Below are 16,380 nucleotides of genomic sequence, written 5' to 3' on the forward strand. Positions count from 1 at the left end.
TTGGGCGAAATTTCTGCACAAAATAGGCAGGACATTTGCGTCATGGGGCCTAAAGAACTGTGCTATCGTAGGATTACACGAAAAAGTCTGACGAAAAATCCCGTTTGCCCCCCCGCACGTTTGTGCGATAATTAACATGACTTGTAAGCTGTGGACATGAATTTACGGTTGAGGTGTAGGGAAATGACCAGAATAATCACAATGGCGAGCATTTGCGTCATCCTGATTCTTACTTTTTCTATCGGGCAATCCGTCTGGCAATCGGATTTGACCGAAGACGGCACGTTCATCAAGCTGACTGATTGGCAGTATCGGCTGGGCGATTCGCCGCTCGATGCGGCTGGACGTCTGGTATGGGCGGAGCCGGACGGGCCGGACGCAGGCTGGAGCCCACTTGCGGGTACCAAGGCGTCGATTGACGATAGCCCGCATGGGATGGAATGGCTGCGGGTAAGGCTGCCGGAGCGACAGTGGAAGGACCCGGCGTTGTATTTTCTGATATACGGCAATTACGAGATGTATGTCGACGGCAAGCTTTTTTATCGGTATGGAGACATTGTGCCTGAGGGTAGGGGACCTTATATCGGGACGCCAAACCGGATCGTGGAGCTGCCACCGGACAGTGCGGGCAAAATGCTGTATATTCGCGCGCAAGCTACGCGGCTTGGGCCAAACGGCAGCAAGCTGGTCAGCGATTACGCCGACATCGTCGTCATGCTGGGACGCAAAGAATTTCCTTATATTTTGCTCGGCGTCATTTATATGCTGGCCGGCGTGATCGCGTGGTGCCTATACAGCGTGCAGCGCAAGCACAATATGATGTACGGCTTTGGCTGGTTTACGTTCTGTATTGGCTTGTATTTGCTGTGCCGCACCGATTTTAAGGATCTTTATCTCGACGCACCGCTCGGCTGGAGCTACGTGGAGCTCGCTTCGCTGTATGGGGGAACCGTCGGATTTATTTATTTTACCGAATGTGTGGCTGGATCAGGGCCGCTTTCCGTGCTGCGCAAGCTCTGGCAGCTGGGCTTATCTTATGCCGTCGGCTCGTTTGCGGCTTCGCTGCTGTTTGGATTCTCGATCGCCAAAACGCTGGCGCCGTTCCAGTACTACATGATGGCAGCGGCCTTCGTATGCGTAGTCGTCGTCAGCTTTCAAGCGATACGCAAAAACATGGAAGCGCGGCTGATGTGCATCGGCATTGCGCTGCTGGCGCTGTGCGGAGTGAATGACGTGCTGTGGATTACCGACATCGTTCCGGTGCCGTTCACCATGCTGCACGGCGGCCTGCTGGCGCTGCTGTTTATTCTCGTCGTGCTGTTGCGGCAGGTTTGGCTGGCTACGGTTGAAGCCTACGCCGCCGAGCTGGAGCGCAAAAACGCCGAGCTGTCCAAATACGACAAGCTCAAGGATCATTTTCTCGCCAACACGTCGCATGAGCTGCGCACACCGTTGAACGGCATTATCGGGATCGCGCAAGCGCTGGCGGCGGAATCCGCGGGCAGCGCCCGCAAAAATCTCGAGGTGATCATTGCCAGCGGTATGCGGCTGAATCATTTGATCAACGACATTCTCGATCTGAACAGTCTGAAAAATCATCCGATTCTGCTGAATCGCCAGCTGTTCAATCTCAAATTGACGGTAGACAATTTGTTTATCCTGCTGCACCCGCTCAAGAAGCCGGGCGTCGACTTCGTTAACGAGGTGCCGAACCTTTCGATCCTGGCCGATGAGAGCCGGATTCAGCAAATATTGAATAATCTGCTGGGCAACGCTTTGAAATTTACCGTTTCCGGTACGATTACCGTGACGGCGTCAGTGAAGGATAACGATCGGCTGGAGCTGATCGTATCGGATACCGGGACGGGTATTGCTGCCGACCAGCTCGATCTGATCTTCGAGGAATTTCATCAGGCGCCGGCTGCGCAGGCCGATGCCAGAGGGCGGGGGCTGGGACTGCCGATTACGAAGCGGCTTGTCGAGCTGCACGACGGCACGATTCGTGTCGAATCGCAGTTGAACGCAGGCAGCCGGTTCATTTGTTTGTTCACCGCGCCGGTTTATGCCGCCGACCCTGCGCTGCAGCCGCCGGAAGCAGGAGCCGGGGCTTTACTGGAGCCGGTCGTACATCCGGAGAAAGCGACGATTCTCGTCGTTGATGACGAGGAATCGAATGTGCAGGTCATCCGGCAGGTGCTCAGCCGAGTGCCGCAGTGGCGGCTCGTGGTCGCCGCGAACGGTGAAGAAGCGTTAAGGCTGGCCGAAAGCGAGTACCCCGACCTGATTTTGCTCGATGTCATGATGCCCGGCATGGATGGCTTTGAAGTATGCCGCTTGCTGCGCGAGTCGCCGCCGGCAGACGATCTGAAAATCATTTTTCTGACCGCCAAGGGGATGCAGGAAGCGCAAAAGGGCTACAACGTTGGCGCTAATGAATATTTGTGCAAGCCGATTGACAGGCTGGAGCTGATTCATCGAATCAACGCGCATTTGCAGTCGCGCTGGTTTTTGCGCAAGGAACGGCAGCAGGCTTTCACCGAGCGGCAGCTTGAATTTCTGCGGCTGGCGTTTGAGCATCAAGCGGACAGCAAAGAGGACTTGGCTAACCGGCTGTTCGTGAAGTATGAAACGATCAAGAAGGACGTCAAGAAAATCAACCAGTTTTTCGGTTCGCGCACCTATCTGGAAGCAGCGGTCCAAGCGAAAAAACGCAATATGATTTAGCTAAGGCTGCAACGAGCAAATGCACGTCCGGCAAGGCTTTGCGGGGAGGGAAAAAAAGTCCCCCCTTGTCCAAAGGCGCAGGGAGAAAACATATACTCGCGGCTTTATCTGCGATTCGGTATAAAAGAACTATATCAAGCAGGCGCTATTAAAAGGAGGGAGTTTGATATGTTTATTTTACTCGGAAAGATGCTGCTGCTCTGTCCGCTGCTGTTTGCCGGCATCGGCGTCAGCGTTTGTATGAATATCTGCGTCCTGCGCTTCTATAAATATAAAGGCGATGAAGCTGCTGCCCTGAGGCTGTCGGAACGGTTGAACAAATACGTCAAGCCGCTTTGTCTCGTGCTGCTGCTGGGCGCTGCGGCGCTGCTGAATCATGAAGCGATCGGCCATTTCCTGATGACGATGGATCGGGTAACGATGCTCGTATTGACCTTGTTTGTTTATGCGATAGCGTTTCTCAATGAAATTTTCAGCAAAATGACCACGGCTCCGATGCTGCAGGCGCTCGGACGCGATGCCGACGTCGATGTGCAAGGCGTCTTCCGCACGACCAAGCTATTTTTGCGCATGCTGGTTCCGCTGCTGCTGCTCAATGCCGTCATTGCCGTCTGGCCCATCGTTGTGTAACTCTGCCGCTGGAATCGAATAGAAGAGCTGAACGCCGCCTCCGGGAACCTTCCCGGGGGTTTTTGGGCTTTGTTGACGGCTTGTTCCGGAAAAAGGACAAAAAGTAGGCATATTTTGCGGCAAGGCCCGTACATATAGTACTAAACCAAGAAGCAGAGTACATGCCAGGCGGGATCATCTGCCGCACCATTAAAGGAGGAACAAGCTTATGAAACATGGAAATTGGATTCGTTCGGCCGCTATCGTCGGTGTGGTCGCGATGCTGACGACAGGATGCTCGATGTTCGGTTCGGACAGCAGCACGCAGATCGACCCGCCGCCCGCAGGAGCGGAAGGCGCTGCGCTGACGACCTCGGCTGCGGTGACGGTGGACATGGCTGCAGACCAATCGTCGCAGATGACGGTGTACGTGAAGGACGCGAAGGGCTTTATTGCGCCGGTCAGCCTGGGGCTGCCCAAGACGCAGTCCGTGGCGCGGACGACACTGGAGTACATGGTGGACGGCGGTCCGGTTTCCAGTCTGCTTCCGGCGGGCTTCGGCGCGCTGCTGCCGCAAGGCACGCAGATCAAGGGCGTTAACGTAATCGCCGACAAAAAGCTTGCCGTCGTGGATTTTTCCAAGGAGTTCCTGAATTATAACGAAGCGGATGAGCGTAAAATTCTGGAAGCCATCACCTGGACGCTGACCAGCTTCCCGACTGTAGACAAAGTACAGCTGTGGGTGGACGGCAAGGCGCTGAAGGAAATGCCAAAGGGCAAAACGCCGCTTGACGAGCCGCTTGGCCGGGCAATGGGCATCAACATTGAAAAATCGGAGGATGCCGATTTTGGCCAATCGACGCCGGTAACGCTGTACTTTTTGAACCAAAACGATCAAAACTATCAATATTACGTGCCGGTAACACGCATGATCAAACGTACGGACGATGTAGCGACGGCGGTTGTCGAGCAGCTGATCAAGGGACCGGATGGCAAAAAAGGTCTGAGCTCTGTCATCAACGCTACGGCGCAGGTTAAAAGCGTCAAGCAAAGCGACGATCTGGTCACCGTCGACTTCTCAGGCAGCCTGCTCGGCGCGGACCAGAAGGCCTCGGCGGAAGCGCTGCAATCGGTGGTGCTGTCGCTGACGGAAAATACCGGCGCTTCAAAAGTTCAGATCATGGTGGACGGCGCGGTGAAAATTACGTCTTCGGACAATCAAAACTACAGCAAGCCTGTGACGCGTCCGGCGCATGTCAATCCGGTGAAGCTGTAAACGGCGTATACAAGAGGGGGAGCGTTGCTTCCTCTCTTTGGCTTTTCTGCGCTTACTTTGCTACAATGGGGCGTAGGAACGACGCGCTTTCCGTTGCAGGGAAGCCGACAGGAGGAGAGAAAGAATGCGCATTAACGGAAGAAACGACCGCGAGCTGCGGCCATTAACAATAACGACGAACTATAACAAGCATGCCGAAGGCTCGGTGCTGATTGAAGTCGGCGATACGAAGGTCATCTGCACAGCGACGATTGAAGAACGCGTCCCGCCGTTCATGAAGGGGCAGGGCAAGGGCTGGGTAACTGCTGAATATTCGATGCTGCCGCGGGCCACGCAGGTGCGTAACCAGCGCGAAGCGGCCAAAGGCAAGCTGGGCGGCCGCACGATGGAAATTCAGCGGTTGATCGGACGGGCGCTTCGCGCGGTTGTCGACTTGGAAGCGTTAGGCGAGCGTTCGATTACGCTGGATTGCGACGTGATTCAAGCCGATGGCGGGACGCGCACGACGTCGATTACGGGCGCGTTTGTGGCAATGGCACTGGCGATCCACAAGCTGTCGACAGAGAAGCACCTGCCGCGTTTTCCGATTCGCGATTTTCTGGCATCGGTCAGCGTAGGTGTGATCGGAGACAGCCCGCGGTTGGATTTGAACTATGAAGAGGATTCGCAGGCCAAGGTCGATATGAACGTGGTGATGACTGGCCAGGGACAGTTCGTCGAGGTACAGGGTACAGGCGAAGAAGCGCCGTTCTCGCGCAAGGAGCTTGATCAGCTGCTTGGGCTGGCCGAAAGCGGCATTCAGACGATGATTGAAGCGCAGCGCAAGGCGCTGGGTCCAATCGCCGACCGCATCAGAGGGGTACAGCATGTCCCGGCCGAATAATATGATTGTGATTGCTACCCGCAATGCCGGCAAGGTGCGGGAATTCGCCCAGCTGTTCGCGCCACTGGAGCTCAAGGTGCGCTCGCTGGACGATTACGCCGAGCTGCCGCCGATCGTCGAGGACGGGGCAACGTTCGCCGACAACGCGCGGATCAAGGCCCAAGTCATTGCCCGCCATTTGCACGTGCCCGTGCTGGCGGACGATTCGGGCCTGTGCGTGGATAGGCTGGGCGGCGCGCCCGGCGTGTATTCCGCGCGATATGCGGGTGAAGGGGCCAGCGACGCGGACAATAACGCCAAGCTGCTGCGCGAGCTGGCGCAGGCGGGCGGCGGCTCCGAGTCGCCGGCTGCTGCGGGCGAGCCGCGGCTGCTGAGCCCGGCTGCGTTTGTATGCGCGCTGGCGCTGGTCGATCCGGTCGCAAACGCGGTCATCGAAGCCGAAGCGAGCTGCGAGGGCTTTATCATCGACGAGCCGCGCGGCGCAGGCGGTTTCGGCTATGATCCGCTGTTCTACGTTCCGGCGCTCGCCCGGACGATGGCGGAGCTTGCGCCGGCCGAGAAAAACGCGATCAGCCATCGGGCCAAAGCGCTGCGATTGTTTTTGGATAAGCTGGAGCAAAGCGTTTGATCCGACGGATCAGACGCTTTTTTTGTCCAGCGGGGCTGCGGTCTGAGGCTCGATTGCCTGTCCGCTTGCTCGCCTTGCGAAAAAGCCCGGCGGACCGCAGCTCTTGCGCAAGGCAAGCAAGCCGGGGCCGGTCGAGCCGGGGCGTACCAGAGTCGATAATGAAGGAAGAGGGGGGAGCGAGATGCCGATGGATCATCGCGAGGGGCTGCTCGGCTTCCTGATCGAAGCCAAGCGCGCGACTTATGCGACCGAAGGCGCCGTTACGGCAGTAGAGCCGGCGCTGCGCGGCTCCAGACAGCTAGAATACCGTAGCGGCAGCTATACGTACCGCGACATTTATTTCGGTTCGGCTTTTTTTGCCGGACAAGAGCTTGTGGAGCTGGAAGGACGACCGTTGTGGTCGATGACGTATGCCGGCGGGCTTTTGCCAGACGCCCCTGCAGCGGCGGAGGTATACGGATTTTTGCGGCGGGCGCTGCGAGAAGTGGGGCCGGGCTGCGTTTACCGGGGGCCGGAGCGCGTCGAGCAAGGAGTATATACGTACGTGAATGAAGCCGATGGGCCGCTTGATTTTTTTCACGGAAAGGAATGGATCGAAATCAGCGGCCGGCGCATCTATGAGCTTCGCTACAACGGAGGCGTCATCGTTCCCTGACAAGCGCGGCAGCCCATGCGGCTTCCGTTAGCGGATCGAGATTTTATAATGGCGCAGCCAAGTGTCAACTTGCGCGAGGTAAGCGAACATTTGCGGACCGGACATCAGCTGGCCGAACCACGGGATGTTAAGATCGGCTTCTTGCGATTCGGCGAGCTTGCGCACTTTTTTGACATCGATAAACGGCAGCAGCGGCGAGCCCGGATCATTCAGAATGTCGAGCGTCCAGGTACGGACGGCGGCCAGATAGTTCGGGTTATGCGTTTTGGGGTAAGGGCTTTTTTTGCGCGTCAGCACATCGTCTGGCAGCACGCCCTTGAGCGCGCGGCGCAGAATGCCTTTTTCCCGGTCGCCCGACGTTTTCATTTCCCAGGGAATGTTCCAGACATATTCGACAAGCCGATGGTCGCAGAAGGGCACGCGTACCTCCAGCCCGACGGCCATGCTCATCCGGTCCTTGCGATCGAGCAGCGTCGGCATAAAGCGGGTGATGTTCAGATAGGACATTTCACGCATGCGGTTTTCCTGCTGCGTTTCGCCGGCCAGCCGCGGCACCTCGGCCAGCGCCTGACGGTAGCGGTTGTCGACATATTGCGCCGGCTTGATCCAGTCGATCAGGTCGGGGGCGAGCACGTTCAAGCGGTTATGCTGCTGCAGCGACCAAGGGAACGTCTCGGCGTTCAGCGCGTCTTCGCGATGAAACCACGGATACCCGCCGAAAATTTCGTCGGCCGCTTCGCCGGAAATGGCGACGGTGGCGTGCTTTTTGATTTCGCGGCAAAATAAATACAGCGAACCGTCCACATCGGCCATGCCCGGCGTATCGCGGGCGTAGACGGCCGCTTTGAGCGATTCCACCAGCTCCGGCGTATCGAATTCGATGGCGTGATGCTCGCTGCCTACAAATTCGGACATCCGCTTGATCCACGGCGCATCGGCATTCGGCTGGAAGGCGTTCGCTTTAAAATGCTTGTCGTTGTCGACATAATCGACAGAGAACGTGTGCAGCGGCCCTTGACCGCTGGCTTTATAATGCTCGGCGGCCAGCGTTGTCAAGGCGCTGGAGTCGAGTCCGCCGGACAGCAGGGTGCAGATCGGCACATCGGACGCGAGCTGGCGCGCGGCCGTATCGTCGAGCAGCTCGCGAATCCGCTCGATGGAGGTGTCCAAATCGTCGGGATGCGGTTTGCTTTCCAGCTTCCAATAAGTGCGAATCGACAGCCCGCTGCGGTCAAAAATAGCGCAATGACCGGGCTTGAGCTCGGCCATATTGCGGTATATGCCGTGACCGGGCGTTCGTGCCGGACCAATCGCAAAAATTTCCGCCAGCCCTTCCGCGCCGACCTCGGTCTTGAAATCGGGATGGGCCAGAATCGCCTTGGGCTCGGAGCCAAACAGCAGCACGCCGTTCTGACAAGAATAAAAAAGCGGCTTTACGCCGAGGCGATCTCTGACCAAATATAAGGACTGCTCTTGTTCGTTCCACGCGGCAAAGGCGAAGATGCCGTTCAGCCGCTCGACGCAAGCCCGGCCCCATTCGATAAAGGCCGCCAGCAGCACTTCGGTGTCGCAGGTGGTGCGGAAGACGTGGCCGCGCTGCTCCAGCTCTTTTTTCAGCTCGGGCGCGTTGTAAAGCTCACCGTTATATACGATCGAATACGTATAATCGTCTTGTTTGCGAACCATCGGCTGTGCGCCGTTTTCCGGGTCCATGACGCTCAAGCGGCGATGGCCCAGCGCGCAATGCGGGGAAATCCATGTGCCGGAGGCGTCCGGTCCACGGGCGACGAGTGTTTCGGTCATAGCTTCAAGAATGGACGGATATTGTGTCAGGTCCTTCCGCCAATCGATCCATCCTGTAATGCCGCACATAGACATTCATCCCTTTCTCTTGGTGACATGATGATAAAGGGTATGCGGTCGCTACAGCGAAAATGTCTGTCCGTGCCGAAAGGTCGGCGGGGGTTTTTGACGGGCATGGAAGCAAAGGATTCAAGGGGGAAGGACCGCGTGAAGGGGGCTTTGGCATATTCCGCGGGCTGCTGGACAGCCTATAGAGGCAGTGCCATTCTTTCTTCAGGAGGCGAATGCTCATGGATAGCCATTTCATCAGCAAGCTGCATGACAAGCAGAACAAAGCCGAGAAGAATTTGAAGACTCAAGGGGACAAGCATCCCGGTAAACACCTGCCGAACAACCGGCACTAGGTCTGACATGGCACGAAAGGGAGCTTGAAGCAAAGCCGGCAGGCTGCGCAAGCGCCCGCGCCGAAAAACCTTCGCTGGACGCGCTGCTGCGTGGCGAAGGTTTTTTGGTTTCTTACTGGTTGTCCTCATCCGGCGAGTCTGCTTGCCGGTCCGAGTTTTGCAAGTAACGATCGTACCGACCGTCGATTTCCCGGGCATGGCGGCGAAGCCAGCGCGTCTCTTCGGCAATCGGGTCCATCTGCGCCTGAATGCGGATTTCATATCGGGGACTGAGCCGGCGCCGCGCCTCCTCTTGAGCTTGTGCCTCGTCAATCGGTGGCTCCTCCAAGCTGTGCGTCAGCGATTGCTCCAGATGTTCCTGATCAGACATATCTCGTTCCTCCTCCATAGGTAAAATCGCTCCATCGTCTTTAGTTTGCGCTTCTGCGCCGGAAATTAACAAGCATAGCCGCTGCGCCGCCCAGCCACACTACATGCGTAACGCATTCAGCCAACCACCAGGAGGGAATCGTCACATGGGCAAAAAGAAAACCAATGCGCAGGAAAAAATGAGCGCGCAGATGAACAGCAACAACGCCGAAGAAGCTCAGCAAAACCTGAAATCGACCGAGCCGGGCCTCCACCCGCAAAATCGTCCGTCGACCTAAAGACGGCACGGGTCCGACAACTGCTACGGCCGGCATCGCGCTTCGGCAGTCGCGCGCGAGCGGAATATGGCTGCTGGTCCCGTCTATGAAACGACTAAATGAGAAAACCCGTCCGAATCCCGCAGCAGGCTGCGTCTTCGGACGGGTCTTTCTTGCGTTCAGCAGCGCATGCCCTGCTTTCGGGCAGCTGGCGCTTATTTCAGTCGGAATTCGCTTTCGTCGCGGAGGTAAGTCGTTCCGTTGACCTTGACAATGTCCGAAGAATATTTTTCAATCGTTCCGGCATCGACAAATACGGGAATATCGTCGGCCGTTCTTTGAATCACATTAATCTTGCGTTGGAGGAGCGCAGCGGTCAGCAGCTCCGCGTCCGAGCTCAACATTTTGTTCATAGGATTTCGCTTAACCTCACTTCACAAGGTTCTACATGTATATTTTACAAGCTGCCGCAGCGATTCGCAACGGCTTTTGGATGATTTTCGCGAGGAAATCGGGAGTTAGAAAATTTAATTATTGATTTTTCTGAATATTCAGCTATAATGGTGTGAATTGAAACATAACTCGATGAAGGGGAGAGTAGCTTCTGACGCCTATGTCCAAGCGAGCCGGGAAGGTGAGAGCCGGTACAGGTGCAGAATGCGAAGCGGGCCCTGGAGACGGTTTTCTGAAACGAAGCGTGCGCGCCCGGTAGGAAAACCCGGCGGGAGCCGTTATCGTCCGTAAGCGATTCAACTGCCTGATGGTTGAATAACAAGAGTGGTACCGCGAGCTGTGTCCTCGTCTCTTTATGGAGACGGGGCTTTTTATTTTTCAAGGGGGAATTCAGATGTTTATCGAATGGATGACAGGACAAATGACGAAAGCTGTGCAAGATGTGGTTCATGAAACGGGAGCAGGACCATTATCAGTGCCCTTGCGGGTGAAAATAACGCCGTCTCCGCAACGCGAGCATGGAGATTTTTGTTGCCAGGCGGCCATGCCGTTGGCTAAAATATTGCGGATTGCGCCCTTGGCGCTGGCGGAACTAATCAAGGCCAAGCTGGACGCTGCCGGTCGCATGGAGGGCGTGCTTCTCAAGGCGGAAACGGTTGCGCCGGGATATATTAACCTGTTTATTGACTGGTTCGCGTGGGCAGGAAGAGGCTTTGATCCGCCTAAGAAATCGGCAACCCAAGCAGTCGTTGAGCATACGTCGATTAATCCCAACAAATCGGCTCATGTCGGCCATTTACGCAATGCGTGCATCGGCGATACGCTGGTCCGTATGCTTAGACGGAACGGGACGAAGGTCGAGGTGCATAACTATATTGACGATCTCGGCAATCAGTTGGCCGATACGGTGGCAGGATTGCTGCATACTCCGTTAATCGGGATATATCGTCGGTTCGGCGATTATTGTTGGGACTTGTACGCAGCGGTAAATCGGGAATATGCGTCTGATCCGGGATTGACCGACAGACGCGTGCAGGTGCTGCATGAGCTGGAAAAAGGCGACGGAAATGTTGCTTGGGTCGGCGCGTTGGCCGCGGAACGCATCGTGCGCGAACACGTGGAGGAAATGGAGAGGTTTGGCATCGACTACGATCTGCTTGTATGGGAAAGCCGGATTGTCAGAGAAGGGCTTTGGGAGCAGGCGTTTGGGCTCTTACGGCAAAGCGCCGGCTTCCTGCGCGAAGACGAGGGTCCGCTGGCCGGCTGTTGGGTGCTCAAGCGAATCACCGGCTCCGTCGATGAGACGCCAAAAGCTGTCGAGCATCTCGCCGATAAGGTGCTGGTGCGCTCTAATGGCATTTTAACGTATACGGCCAAGGATATCGCTTATCATCTGTGGAAGTTCGGATTGTTGGAGGGGGATTTTCTATATAAACCGTTCAGGGGCGAGCTGTGGACAACGGCAGCCGAAGGGGAAAAGCAACCCAGACGCAGAGCCGATCTGGTTGTCAATGTGATCGATCATCGTCAGCAATATCCGCAGCATATGGTCAAGGAAGCGCTAACGGCGCTTGGATTTGAGGAACAAGCCTTGCGGTTGAAGCATGTTAGCTACGGGGTTGTTTCGCTAAGCCGGGATGCTGCGACCGAACTGGGCATCGATACAGCCGATGGAAGGTCGTCCTATCCCATGTCTGGACGGCAAGGGATCGGAATCAAGGTCAATGATTTGTTGGCTCGCGTGGAAGCCGTTATTGAAGGGGGCCGTGCTGATCAACAGGGTTTATCCAGCAGTTGCATTGCCGCAGCCGCGATACGTTATTACCTGCTGAGGTTTCATTTGCAAACTGAAGTGGTGTTCGATTTGCGGCAGGCGACCGAAATTTCGGGAAATACCGGCGTTTACTTACTGTACGCCTATGCGCGGGCTGTGAATGTGTTAAACAAGGCGGATGGCATTGTGGACGACATACCTGTCAGATTGCAGACGTTAGAGCCGGCCGAGCATGCGCTGCTTAGACAGATCAGTTGTTGGCCTGATGTGTTGTACGAGGCATGCGAGGCGCTGGCGCCGCATCAGATTTGTGCGTTTGCATATGAGCTGGCAGCTGGATTTCATACGTTTTATGCCGAATGTCCGATTTTGAAGGCTGAAGCTGAGGTGCGGGAGCTGCGTTTGTGGCTAAGTGCTCGTTTCCGGCAGACGTTGGGCGACGCTTTGCAGGTGCTGGGCCTGCCGACTCCCGCGCGGCTTTAAGCGAATAGACATTCCAGAAAGCTCAAGATGCAGCGCAAGACGCATACAGCGCGACCTGAGGACGTGAGCATGCGTCTTGTTTCATTAAAGATAAGCTAGCCGAGCTTGAATCAGCAACCGATAGCCCAAGAATAAGTCGCACACAGCGGGTCGGTTTTCTGTAAAACCAGATTAGGTCCCATGATCGTCCAGCCGACCAAATCCGAATGATGAACATTCATCAGCTGCAAGCCTGTAGGCAGGAGCGCGACCATCATGACCATTCCGGTTGCCGGCGTGTAACCAACATAAAGAACAATGTAAGACATTCCACCGATTGAAGTTCTGTAATACTGTCCAACTGGACTTAAAGCTGGATTAAAACTGCCCGGACTTACAGCGTAGTTTGGAAATCTTGGATCATAGGAATAGTAGCTCACCATTTATTACCTCTTTCTGCCGTTTTTCCATTACCCTATCAGATATATGCCTATAGCATGGGATTGTTACAACATAAAATACATTATATTACAAGTGAAAATGAAGAAAACCCGCAACCCTCGATGGTGCTGAGGATTGCGGGTTTGTAATTATCCGCTTAAAAAGAATTTAGCTTGATTAAAAGCGTCCCAGGAGGGATTCGAACCCCCGACAACACGCTTAGAAGGCGTGTGCTCTATCCAACTGAGCTACTGGGACATGATCGCTTGCCTCGGCTGTGGGATAAACCTTTTCGGCGAAGCAAGAGTTATAATATCACACTGATTTCCGGAAAGTCAACCCTGGATCTGGATAAATATTTTTGCAATCAGGGGCATAATCCGTTACACTGTCAGCAAATAAATTGTAACGGGAGGAGGAGACGGCGATGGACGGTTCCCGCGAAAATATCGTGCTGTTTCCCAAATCGGTGCCTTATTATGAGCAGCAACTCACGCAATTGTTGCAAACGGAGCGGTATGCCGAAGCGCTGCGACTGCTTGACGAACTGCTGGCGTATCCGAATGTCGACCCGGACAAGGCCGGACAATGGCAATCGCTGCTAATTTGGCTGCAGACGATGTGTCCGGAAGCGGTGTTTCCGCCGCTTGCGCCCGACGAGGACGATACGGAGGAAGCGCTGCTGCGCAGCTACGTCGCCGAGCGCAGCGCTGCAGACGGCGCCTATTCCGGCAAGCTGCTGACGCTGCTTGAAGAAGGCGCGCCGGAGCAGCGTTCGGCAGCGCTGGAGCAGCTGGCCTTTGTCGACGACCCTGCTGCTGCAGCTGGCGTGCGCCGTTGGCTGGAGCAAGGTGCGCATCATCCGCTGCTGCAGCTCCAGGCGCTCCAGACGCTCAAGCAGCTTGGCGCGACGGGCTATGTCCGCTTGCGGAAGCCGGGCGGAATCGCCGACGTCGACATTGAGGAAACGCCGCTGACTGCGGAGCAGGTTCCGGTGCAAATCCGCGAAATGATCCGCCGCGTCGAAACGATCAGCGAAGCGGAGCAGCCGGATCTCAGCTATTTTGCCCGTCAGACGTGGCAGGAATTTCTTGCTTTCGCCTACGGCACGGCGCTGTACGCCGAGCTGCAAACCGCAGAGGAAGGCGTTGTCGATGTGTGGGCTTCGGCATTGCACGGCGCGTTGCAGACGGCGCTGTTTGGCCGTGCGGACCGCGATGAGCTGCTGGAGCTGTACGGCGTGACGCTGGAGATGGAGCCGCTGTGGGAAGAAGCGTATGAGACGCTTTGCGGTTTTATGGCTTTGCTGCTGCCCGAAACGGAGTAGCTGGAACGAGCGGCGTCATGCTTGGAAAAACGGAGTTCCCAGCCGGTTTTCAGGCTGTTGGCTTTACGCGAAATCCGCATAGCTGTGCGGGCTTGGGGGCTCTTGCGAAACGTGTGAGAGGTCGCTTGAAATGAAAAAGTAATATGTTATAATAGAATGGTTATAATGGCAAGAGCGGGAAAAGATGAACGCCCGTTTGCCAGAACGTGAAAATATGTCAGGGTACATTTTTGGAGGGGAAGGCATAAAATGAAAGCAAGTTGGGAAAAGATAGAGAAGAACGTGGGCGTTCTCGATGTGGAAGTCGGCGCAGAGCGCGTCGCAGAAGCGCTGGATAAAGCATTCAAAAAGGTATCCGCGAAAGTGAACGTTCCGGGCTTCCGCAAAGGCAAAGTGCCTCGCTCGATTTTCGAAGCGAAATTTGGCGTGGAAAGCTTGTACCAGGACGCTCTGGACATCATTTTGCCGGAAGCATACATACAGGCTGTAGAAGAATCGGGCATCGATCCGGTTGACCGTCCGGAAGTGGACGTTGAGCAATTCGGCAAAGGACAGGCGCTGAAGTTCAAAGCGAAAGTGACTGTGAAGCCGGAAGTAACGCTTGGCGAGTACAAAGGTCTGGAAGTACCGGCTGCCGAAGCCGAGGTTTCCGACGAAGAAGTGAATGCGGAGCTGGAGCGTTTGCAGCAGCGTCATGCCGAACTCGTTGTGCTCGAAGAAGGACAAGCCGAGAATGGCGACGTGGTTGTGCTTGATTTTGAAGGTTTTACAGACGGAGAAGCGTTCCAAGGCGGCAAAGCGGAGAATTATTCGCTGGAGCTTGGTTCCGGCAGCTTCATCCCTGGCTTTGAAGAGCAGCTCGTGGGCCTGGCTAAAGGCGACGAGAAAGACGTTGAAGTAACGTTCCCTGAGAACTACCACTCCGAGGATCTCAAAGGCAAAGCTGCGCTGTTCAAAGTGAAAATTCACGACATCAAGCGCAAAAACCTGCCTGAGCTGGACGACGAGTTTGCGAAGGACGTCAGCGAATTCGATACGCTTGAAGAGTACAAGCAGGATATCGTAGCTCGCTTGAAATCCCGCAAGGAGAACGATTCGCAAGCTGCGAAAGAAACGGCTGTTGTCGAGCAAGCCGCTGCCAACGCCGATGTTGAAGTGCCTGAAGCGATGATCGAAGCCGAGCTGAACGTTATGCTGAAGGAATTTGAAAGCCGTCTGCGCACGCAAGGCATGACGCTGGATCTGTACTTCCAGTTCTCCGGTCAAAACGAAGAAGCGCTGAAAGAGCAAATGCGCGAAGACGCCGTGAAACGCGTCCGCAACAATCTGGTCCTTGAAGCGATCGCCGCAGCTGAGAACATCACCGCATCCGAAGAGGACGTGGAAGCCGAGCTGCAGCAAATCGCCGATCGCCACAAAACATCTCTGGATGAAGTTCGCTCCATCTTGACGGCCAATGGCAGCATTGCCGGCCTGCAGAGCGACCTCGCCGTTAGAAAAACGGTTGACTTCTTGCTGGCAAATAGCAAGAATGTTTCCACAGCAGAGTAAATAAGGTAGTAAAGGCACGTACATTTGCAGCGTGCCTTTCTTTTACCCACTTTTGCGCATGGCCTTGCCAAAAAAATGACTTTGCCGCACAAACGTGTTAAACTGTTACTAAATCCCTTGGGGATGAATATGGCTATAGGCCGATAAAGGAGTTGGTTACAATGAGTCTCATTCCTATGGTAGTGGAACAGGAGAGCCGAGGCGAACGCTCTTACGATATTTACTCGCGCCTGCTAAAGGATCGCATCATCTTCATCGGAAGCGCGATTGACGACGATGTGGCCAATCTGGTCATTGCCCAGCTGCTCTTTTTATCCGCTCAGGATGCCGAAAAAGATATTCACTTATATATCAACTCCCCGGGCGGTTCGGTTACGGCAGGGATGGGTATATTTGATACGATGCAGTTCATCAAGCCGGACGTGTCGACGATTTGCGTAGGCATGGCTGCCAGCATGGGCTCGCTGCTTTTGACGGCCGGAGCGAAAGGAAAGCGTTATGCGCTGCCGAACGCCGAGGTCATGATCCATCAGCCGCTCGGCGGCGTCCGCGGTCAAGCGACCGATATCAAGATTCATGCGGACTGGATCATCAAGACGAAGCAAAAGCTGAATCAAATTTATGTGGAACGCACGGGACAGCCGCTGGAAAAGATCGAAAGAGACACCGACCGCGATAACTTTATGAGCGCTGAAGAAGCGAAGGCATACGGTTTGATCGACGAGGTTATCACTCGAAACGACTTGAAATAAAGGAGTGATCCC

At 55.3% G+C, this 16,380-nt stretch carries 16 protein-coding genes, 1 tRNA gene and 1 other annotated feature; of the genes, 12 read left to right on the forward strand and 5 right to left on the reverse strand.

Annotation, left to right across the window (positions count from 1 at the left end):
- Positions 1 to 183: 183 nt before the first annotated feature.
- The 6 genes from B5M42_RS04645 to B5M42_RS04670 all read left to right on the forward strand — a co-directional run bounded on the left by B5M42_RS04645 (position 184) and on the right by B5M42_RS04670 (position 6,775).
- On the forward strand, positions 184 to 2,724 hold the full coding sequence (locus tag B5M42_RS04645) for a response regulator (protein ID WP_167690250.1): 2,541 nt from the start codon (positions 184 to 186) through the stop codon (positions 2,722 to 2,724).
- Positions 2,725 to 2,892: 168 nt separating this feature from the next.
- On the forward strand, positions 2,893 to 3,354 hold the full coding sequence (locus B5M42_RS04650) for a hypothetical protein (protein WP_134756803.1): 462 nt from the start codon (positions 2,893 to 2,895) through the stop codon (positions 3,352 to 3,354).
- Positions 3,355 to 3,562: 208 nt separating this feature from the next.
- Complete coding sequence (locus tag B5M42_RS04655; protein WP_134756801.1) at positions 3,563 to 4,609, forward strand: GerMN domain-containing protein; 1,047 nt, start codon at positions 3,563 to 3,565, stop codon at positions 4,607 to 4,609.
- Positions 4,610 to 4,733: 124 nt separating this feature from the next.
- Positions 4,734 to 5,492 carry a ribonuclease PH gene (gene rph, locus B5M42_RS04660; RefSeq protein ID WP_134756799.1) on the forward strand — a complete coding sequence of 253 codons (759 nt, stop codon included), beginning with the start codon at positions 4,734 to 4,736 and terminating at the stop codon, positions 5,490 to 5,492.
- The gene (locus B5M42_RS04665) at positions 5,476 to 6,120 is read left to right on the forward strand and encodes an XTP/dITP diphosphatase (RefSeq protein WP_134756797.1); all 645 of its coding nucleotides are present in this window, start codon (positions 5,476 to 5,478) and stop codon (positions 6,118 to 6,120) included. The genes rph and B5M42_RS04665 overlap by 17 nt, the downstream gene beginning before the upstream one ends.
- Before the next feature lie 181 nt (positions 6,121 to 6,301).
- Positions 6,302 to 6,775, forward strand: a complete 474-nt coding sequence (locus B5M42_RS04670) for a DUF5680 domain-containing protein (protein ID WP_134756795.1) — start codon at positions 6,302 to 6,304, stop codon at positions 6,773 to 6,775.
- Positions 6,776 to 6,802: 27 nt separating this feature from the next.
- Here B5M42_RS04670 and asnB read toward each other — a convergent pair whose 3' ends face one another.
- A complete protein-coding gene (asnB, locus tag B5M42_RS04675) occupies positions 6,803 to 8,647 on the reverse strand; it encodes an asparagine synthase (glutamine-hydrolyzing) (RefSeq protein ID WP_134756821.1) in 1,845 nt (614 codons plus the stop codon).
- A 221-nt stretch (positions 8,648 to 8,868) separates the two neighbouring features.
- On the opposite strand from asnB, the gene B5M42_RS04680 reads away from it, so the two are divergent.
- Positions 8,869 to 8,982, forward strand: coding sequence for a DUF4023 family protein (locus B5M42_RS04680; RefSeq protein WP_134756793.1), 114 nt, complete (start codon positions 8,869 to 8,871; stop codon positions 8,980 to 8,982).
- Between the two features lie 112 nt (positions 8,983 to 9,094).
- Here B5M42_RS04680 and B5M42_RS04685 read toward each other — a convergent pair whose 3' ends face one another.
- Positions 9,095 to 9,352, reverse strand: a complete 258-nt coding sequence (locus B5M42_RS04685; protein WP_134756791.1) for a hypothetical protein — start codon at positions 9,350 to 9,352, stop codon at positions 9,095 to 9,097.
- Between the two features lie 145 nt (positions 9,353 to 9,497).
- Between B5M42_RS04685 and B5M42_RS25255 the strand changes: the two genes are divergently transcribed.
- Positions 9,498 to 9,629, forward strand: coding sequence for a hypothetical protein (locus B5M42_RS25255; RefSeq protein WP_268999077.1), 132 nt, complete (start codon positions 9,498 to 9,500; stop codon positions 9,627 to 9,629).
- A 194-nt stretch (positions 9,630 to 9,823) separates the two neighbouring features.
- Here B5M42_RS25255 and B5M42_RS04690 read toward each other — a convergent pair whose 3' ends face one another.
- Complete coding sequence (locus B5M42_RS04690; RefSeq protein ID WP_134756789.1) at positions 9,824 to 10,021, reverse strand: hypothetical protein; 198 nt, start codon at positions 10,019 to 10,021, stop codon at positions 9,824 to 9,826.
- A 163-nt stretch (positions 10,022 to 10,184) separates the two neighbouring features.
- Positions 10,185 to 10,417 (forward strand) — a binding site (T-box leader).
- Positions 10,418 to 10,455: 38 nt separating this feature from the next.
- Here B5M42_RS04690 and B5M42_RS04695 point away from each other — a divergent pair.
- A complete protein-coding gene (locus B5M42_RS04695; protein WP_407946109.1) occupies positions 10,456 to 12,318 on the forward strand; it encodes an arginine--tRNA ligase in 1,863 nt (620 codons plus the stop codon).
- Positions 12,319 to 12,428: 110 nt separating this feature from the next.
- Here B5M42_RS04695 and B5M42_RS04700 read toward each other — a convergent pair whose 3' ends face one another.
- Together B5M42_RS04700 and B5M42_RS04705 are read right to left on the reverse strand one after the other, a co-directional pair.
- Positions 12,429 to 12,740, reverse strand: a complete 312-nt coding sequence (locus B5M42_RS04700) for a hypothetical protein (protein WP_134756787.1) — start codon at positions 12,738 to 12,740, stop codon at positions 12,429 to 12,431.
- Positions 12,741 to 12,922: 182 nt separating this feature from the next.
- Positions 12,923 to 12,996, reverse strand: a tRNA-Arg gene (locus B5M42_RS04705).
- Positions 12,997 to 13,165: 169 nt separating this feature from the next.
- On the opposite strand from B5M42_RS04705, the gene B5M42_RS04710 reads away from it, so the two are divergent.
- From B5M42_RS04710 to clpP, 3 genes are all read left to right on the forward strand, one after another.
- Positions 13,166 to 14,065: a hypothetical protein gene (locus tag B5M42_RS04710; RefSeq protein ID WP_134756786.1), complete on the forward strand. Its 900-nt coding sequence runs from the start codon at positions 13,166 to 13,168 to the stop codon at positions 14,063 to 14,065.
- Positions 14,066 to 14,314: 249 nt separating this feature from the next.
- Positions 14,315 to 15,616, forward strand: coding sequence for a trigger factor (gene tig / locus B5M42_RS04715; protein ID WP_134756784.1), 1,302 nt, complete (start codon positions 14,315 to 14,317; stop codon positions 15,614 to 15,616).
- 161 nt (positions 15,617 to 15,777) lie between these two features.
- Positions 15,778 to 16,368: an ATP-dependent Clp endopeptidase proteolytic subunit ClpP gene (gene clpP / locus B5M42_RS04720; protein WP_134756782.1), complete on the forward strand. Its 591-nt coding sequence runs from the start codon at positions 15,778 to 15,780 to the stop codon at positions 16,366 to 16,368.
- The last annotated feature ends 12 nt before the right edge of the window (positions 16,369 to 16,380 follow it).

The sequence above is a fragment of the Paenibacillus athensensis genome, from assembly GCF_004514475.2.
GTDB classification, from domain to species: Bacteria; Bacillota; Bacilli; order Paenibacillales; family NBRC-103111; genus Paenibacillus_AL; species Paenibacillus_AL athensensis.

Bases quoted from the DNA above. Each gene is read 5' to 3' on its own strand.
- B5M42_RS04655 (WP_134756801.1), top strand. From the start codon at position 3,563: ATGAAACATGGAAATTGGATTCGTTCGGCCGCTATCGTCGGTGTGGTC.
- B5M42_RS04690 (WP_134756789.1), bottom strand. From the start codon at position 10,021: ATGAACAAAATGTTGAGCTCGGACGCGGAGCTGCTGACCGCTGCGCTC.
- B5M42_RS04680 (WP_134756793.1), top strand. From the start codon at position 8,869: ATGGATAGCCATTTCATCAGCAAGCTGCATGACAAGCAGAACAAAGCC.
- B5M42_RS25255 (WP_268999077.1), top strand. From the start codon at position 9,498: ATGGGCAAAAAGAAAACCAATGCGCAGGAAAAAATGAGCGCGCAGATG.
- B5M42_RS04670 (WP_134756795.1), top strand. From the start codon at position 6,302: ATGCCGATGGATCATCGCGAGGGGCTGCTCGGCTTCCTGATCGAAGCC.
- B5M42_RS04710 (WP_134756786.1), top strand. From the start codon at position 13,166: ATGGACGGTTCCCGCGAAAATATCGTGCTGTTTCCCAAATCGGTGCCT.
- B5M42_RS04685 (WP_134756791.1), bottom strand. From the start codon at position 9,352: ATGTCTGATCAGGAACATCTGGAGCAATCGCTGACGCACAGCTTGGAG.
- tig (WP_134756784.1), top strand. From the start codon at position 14,315: ATGAAAGCAAGTTGGGAAAAGATAGAGAAGAACGTGGGCGTTCTCGAT.
- B5M42_RS04700 (WP_134756787.1), bottom strand. From the start codon at position 12,740: ATGGTGAGCTACTATTCCTATGATCCAAGATTTCCAAACTACGCTGTA.
- B5M42_RS04665 (WP_134756797.1), top strand. From the start codon at position 5,476: ATGTCCCGGCCGAATAATATGATTGTGATTGCTACCCGCAATGCCGGC.
- clpP (WP_134756782.1), top strand. From the start codon at position 15,778: ATGAGTCTCATTCCTATGGTAGTGGAACAGGAGAGCCGAGGCGAACGC.
- rph (WP_134756799.1), top strand. From the start codon at position 4,734: ATGCGCATTAACGGAAGAAACGACCGCGAGCTGCGGCCATTAACAATA.
- asnB (WP_134756821.1), bottom strand. From the start codon at position 8,647: ATGTGCGGCATTACAGGATGGATCGATTGGCGGAAGGACCTGACACAA.
- B5M42_RS04650 (WP_134756803.1), top strand. From the start codon at position 2,893: ATGTTTATTTTACTCGGAAAGATGCTGCTGCTCTGTCCGCTGCTGTTT.
- B5M42_RS04695 (WP_407946109.1), top strand. From the start codon at position 10,456: ATGTTTATCGAATGGATGACAGGACAAATGACGAAAGCTGTGCAAGAT.
- B5M42_RS04645 (WP_167690250.1), top strand. From the start codon at position 184: ATGACCAGAATAATCACAATGGCGAGCATTTGCGTCATCCTGATTCTT.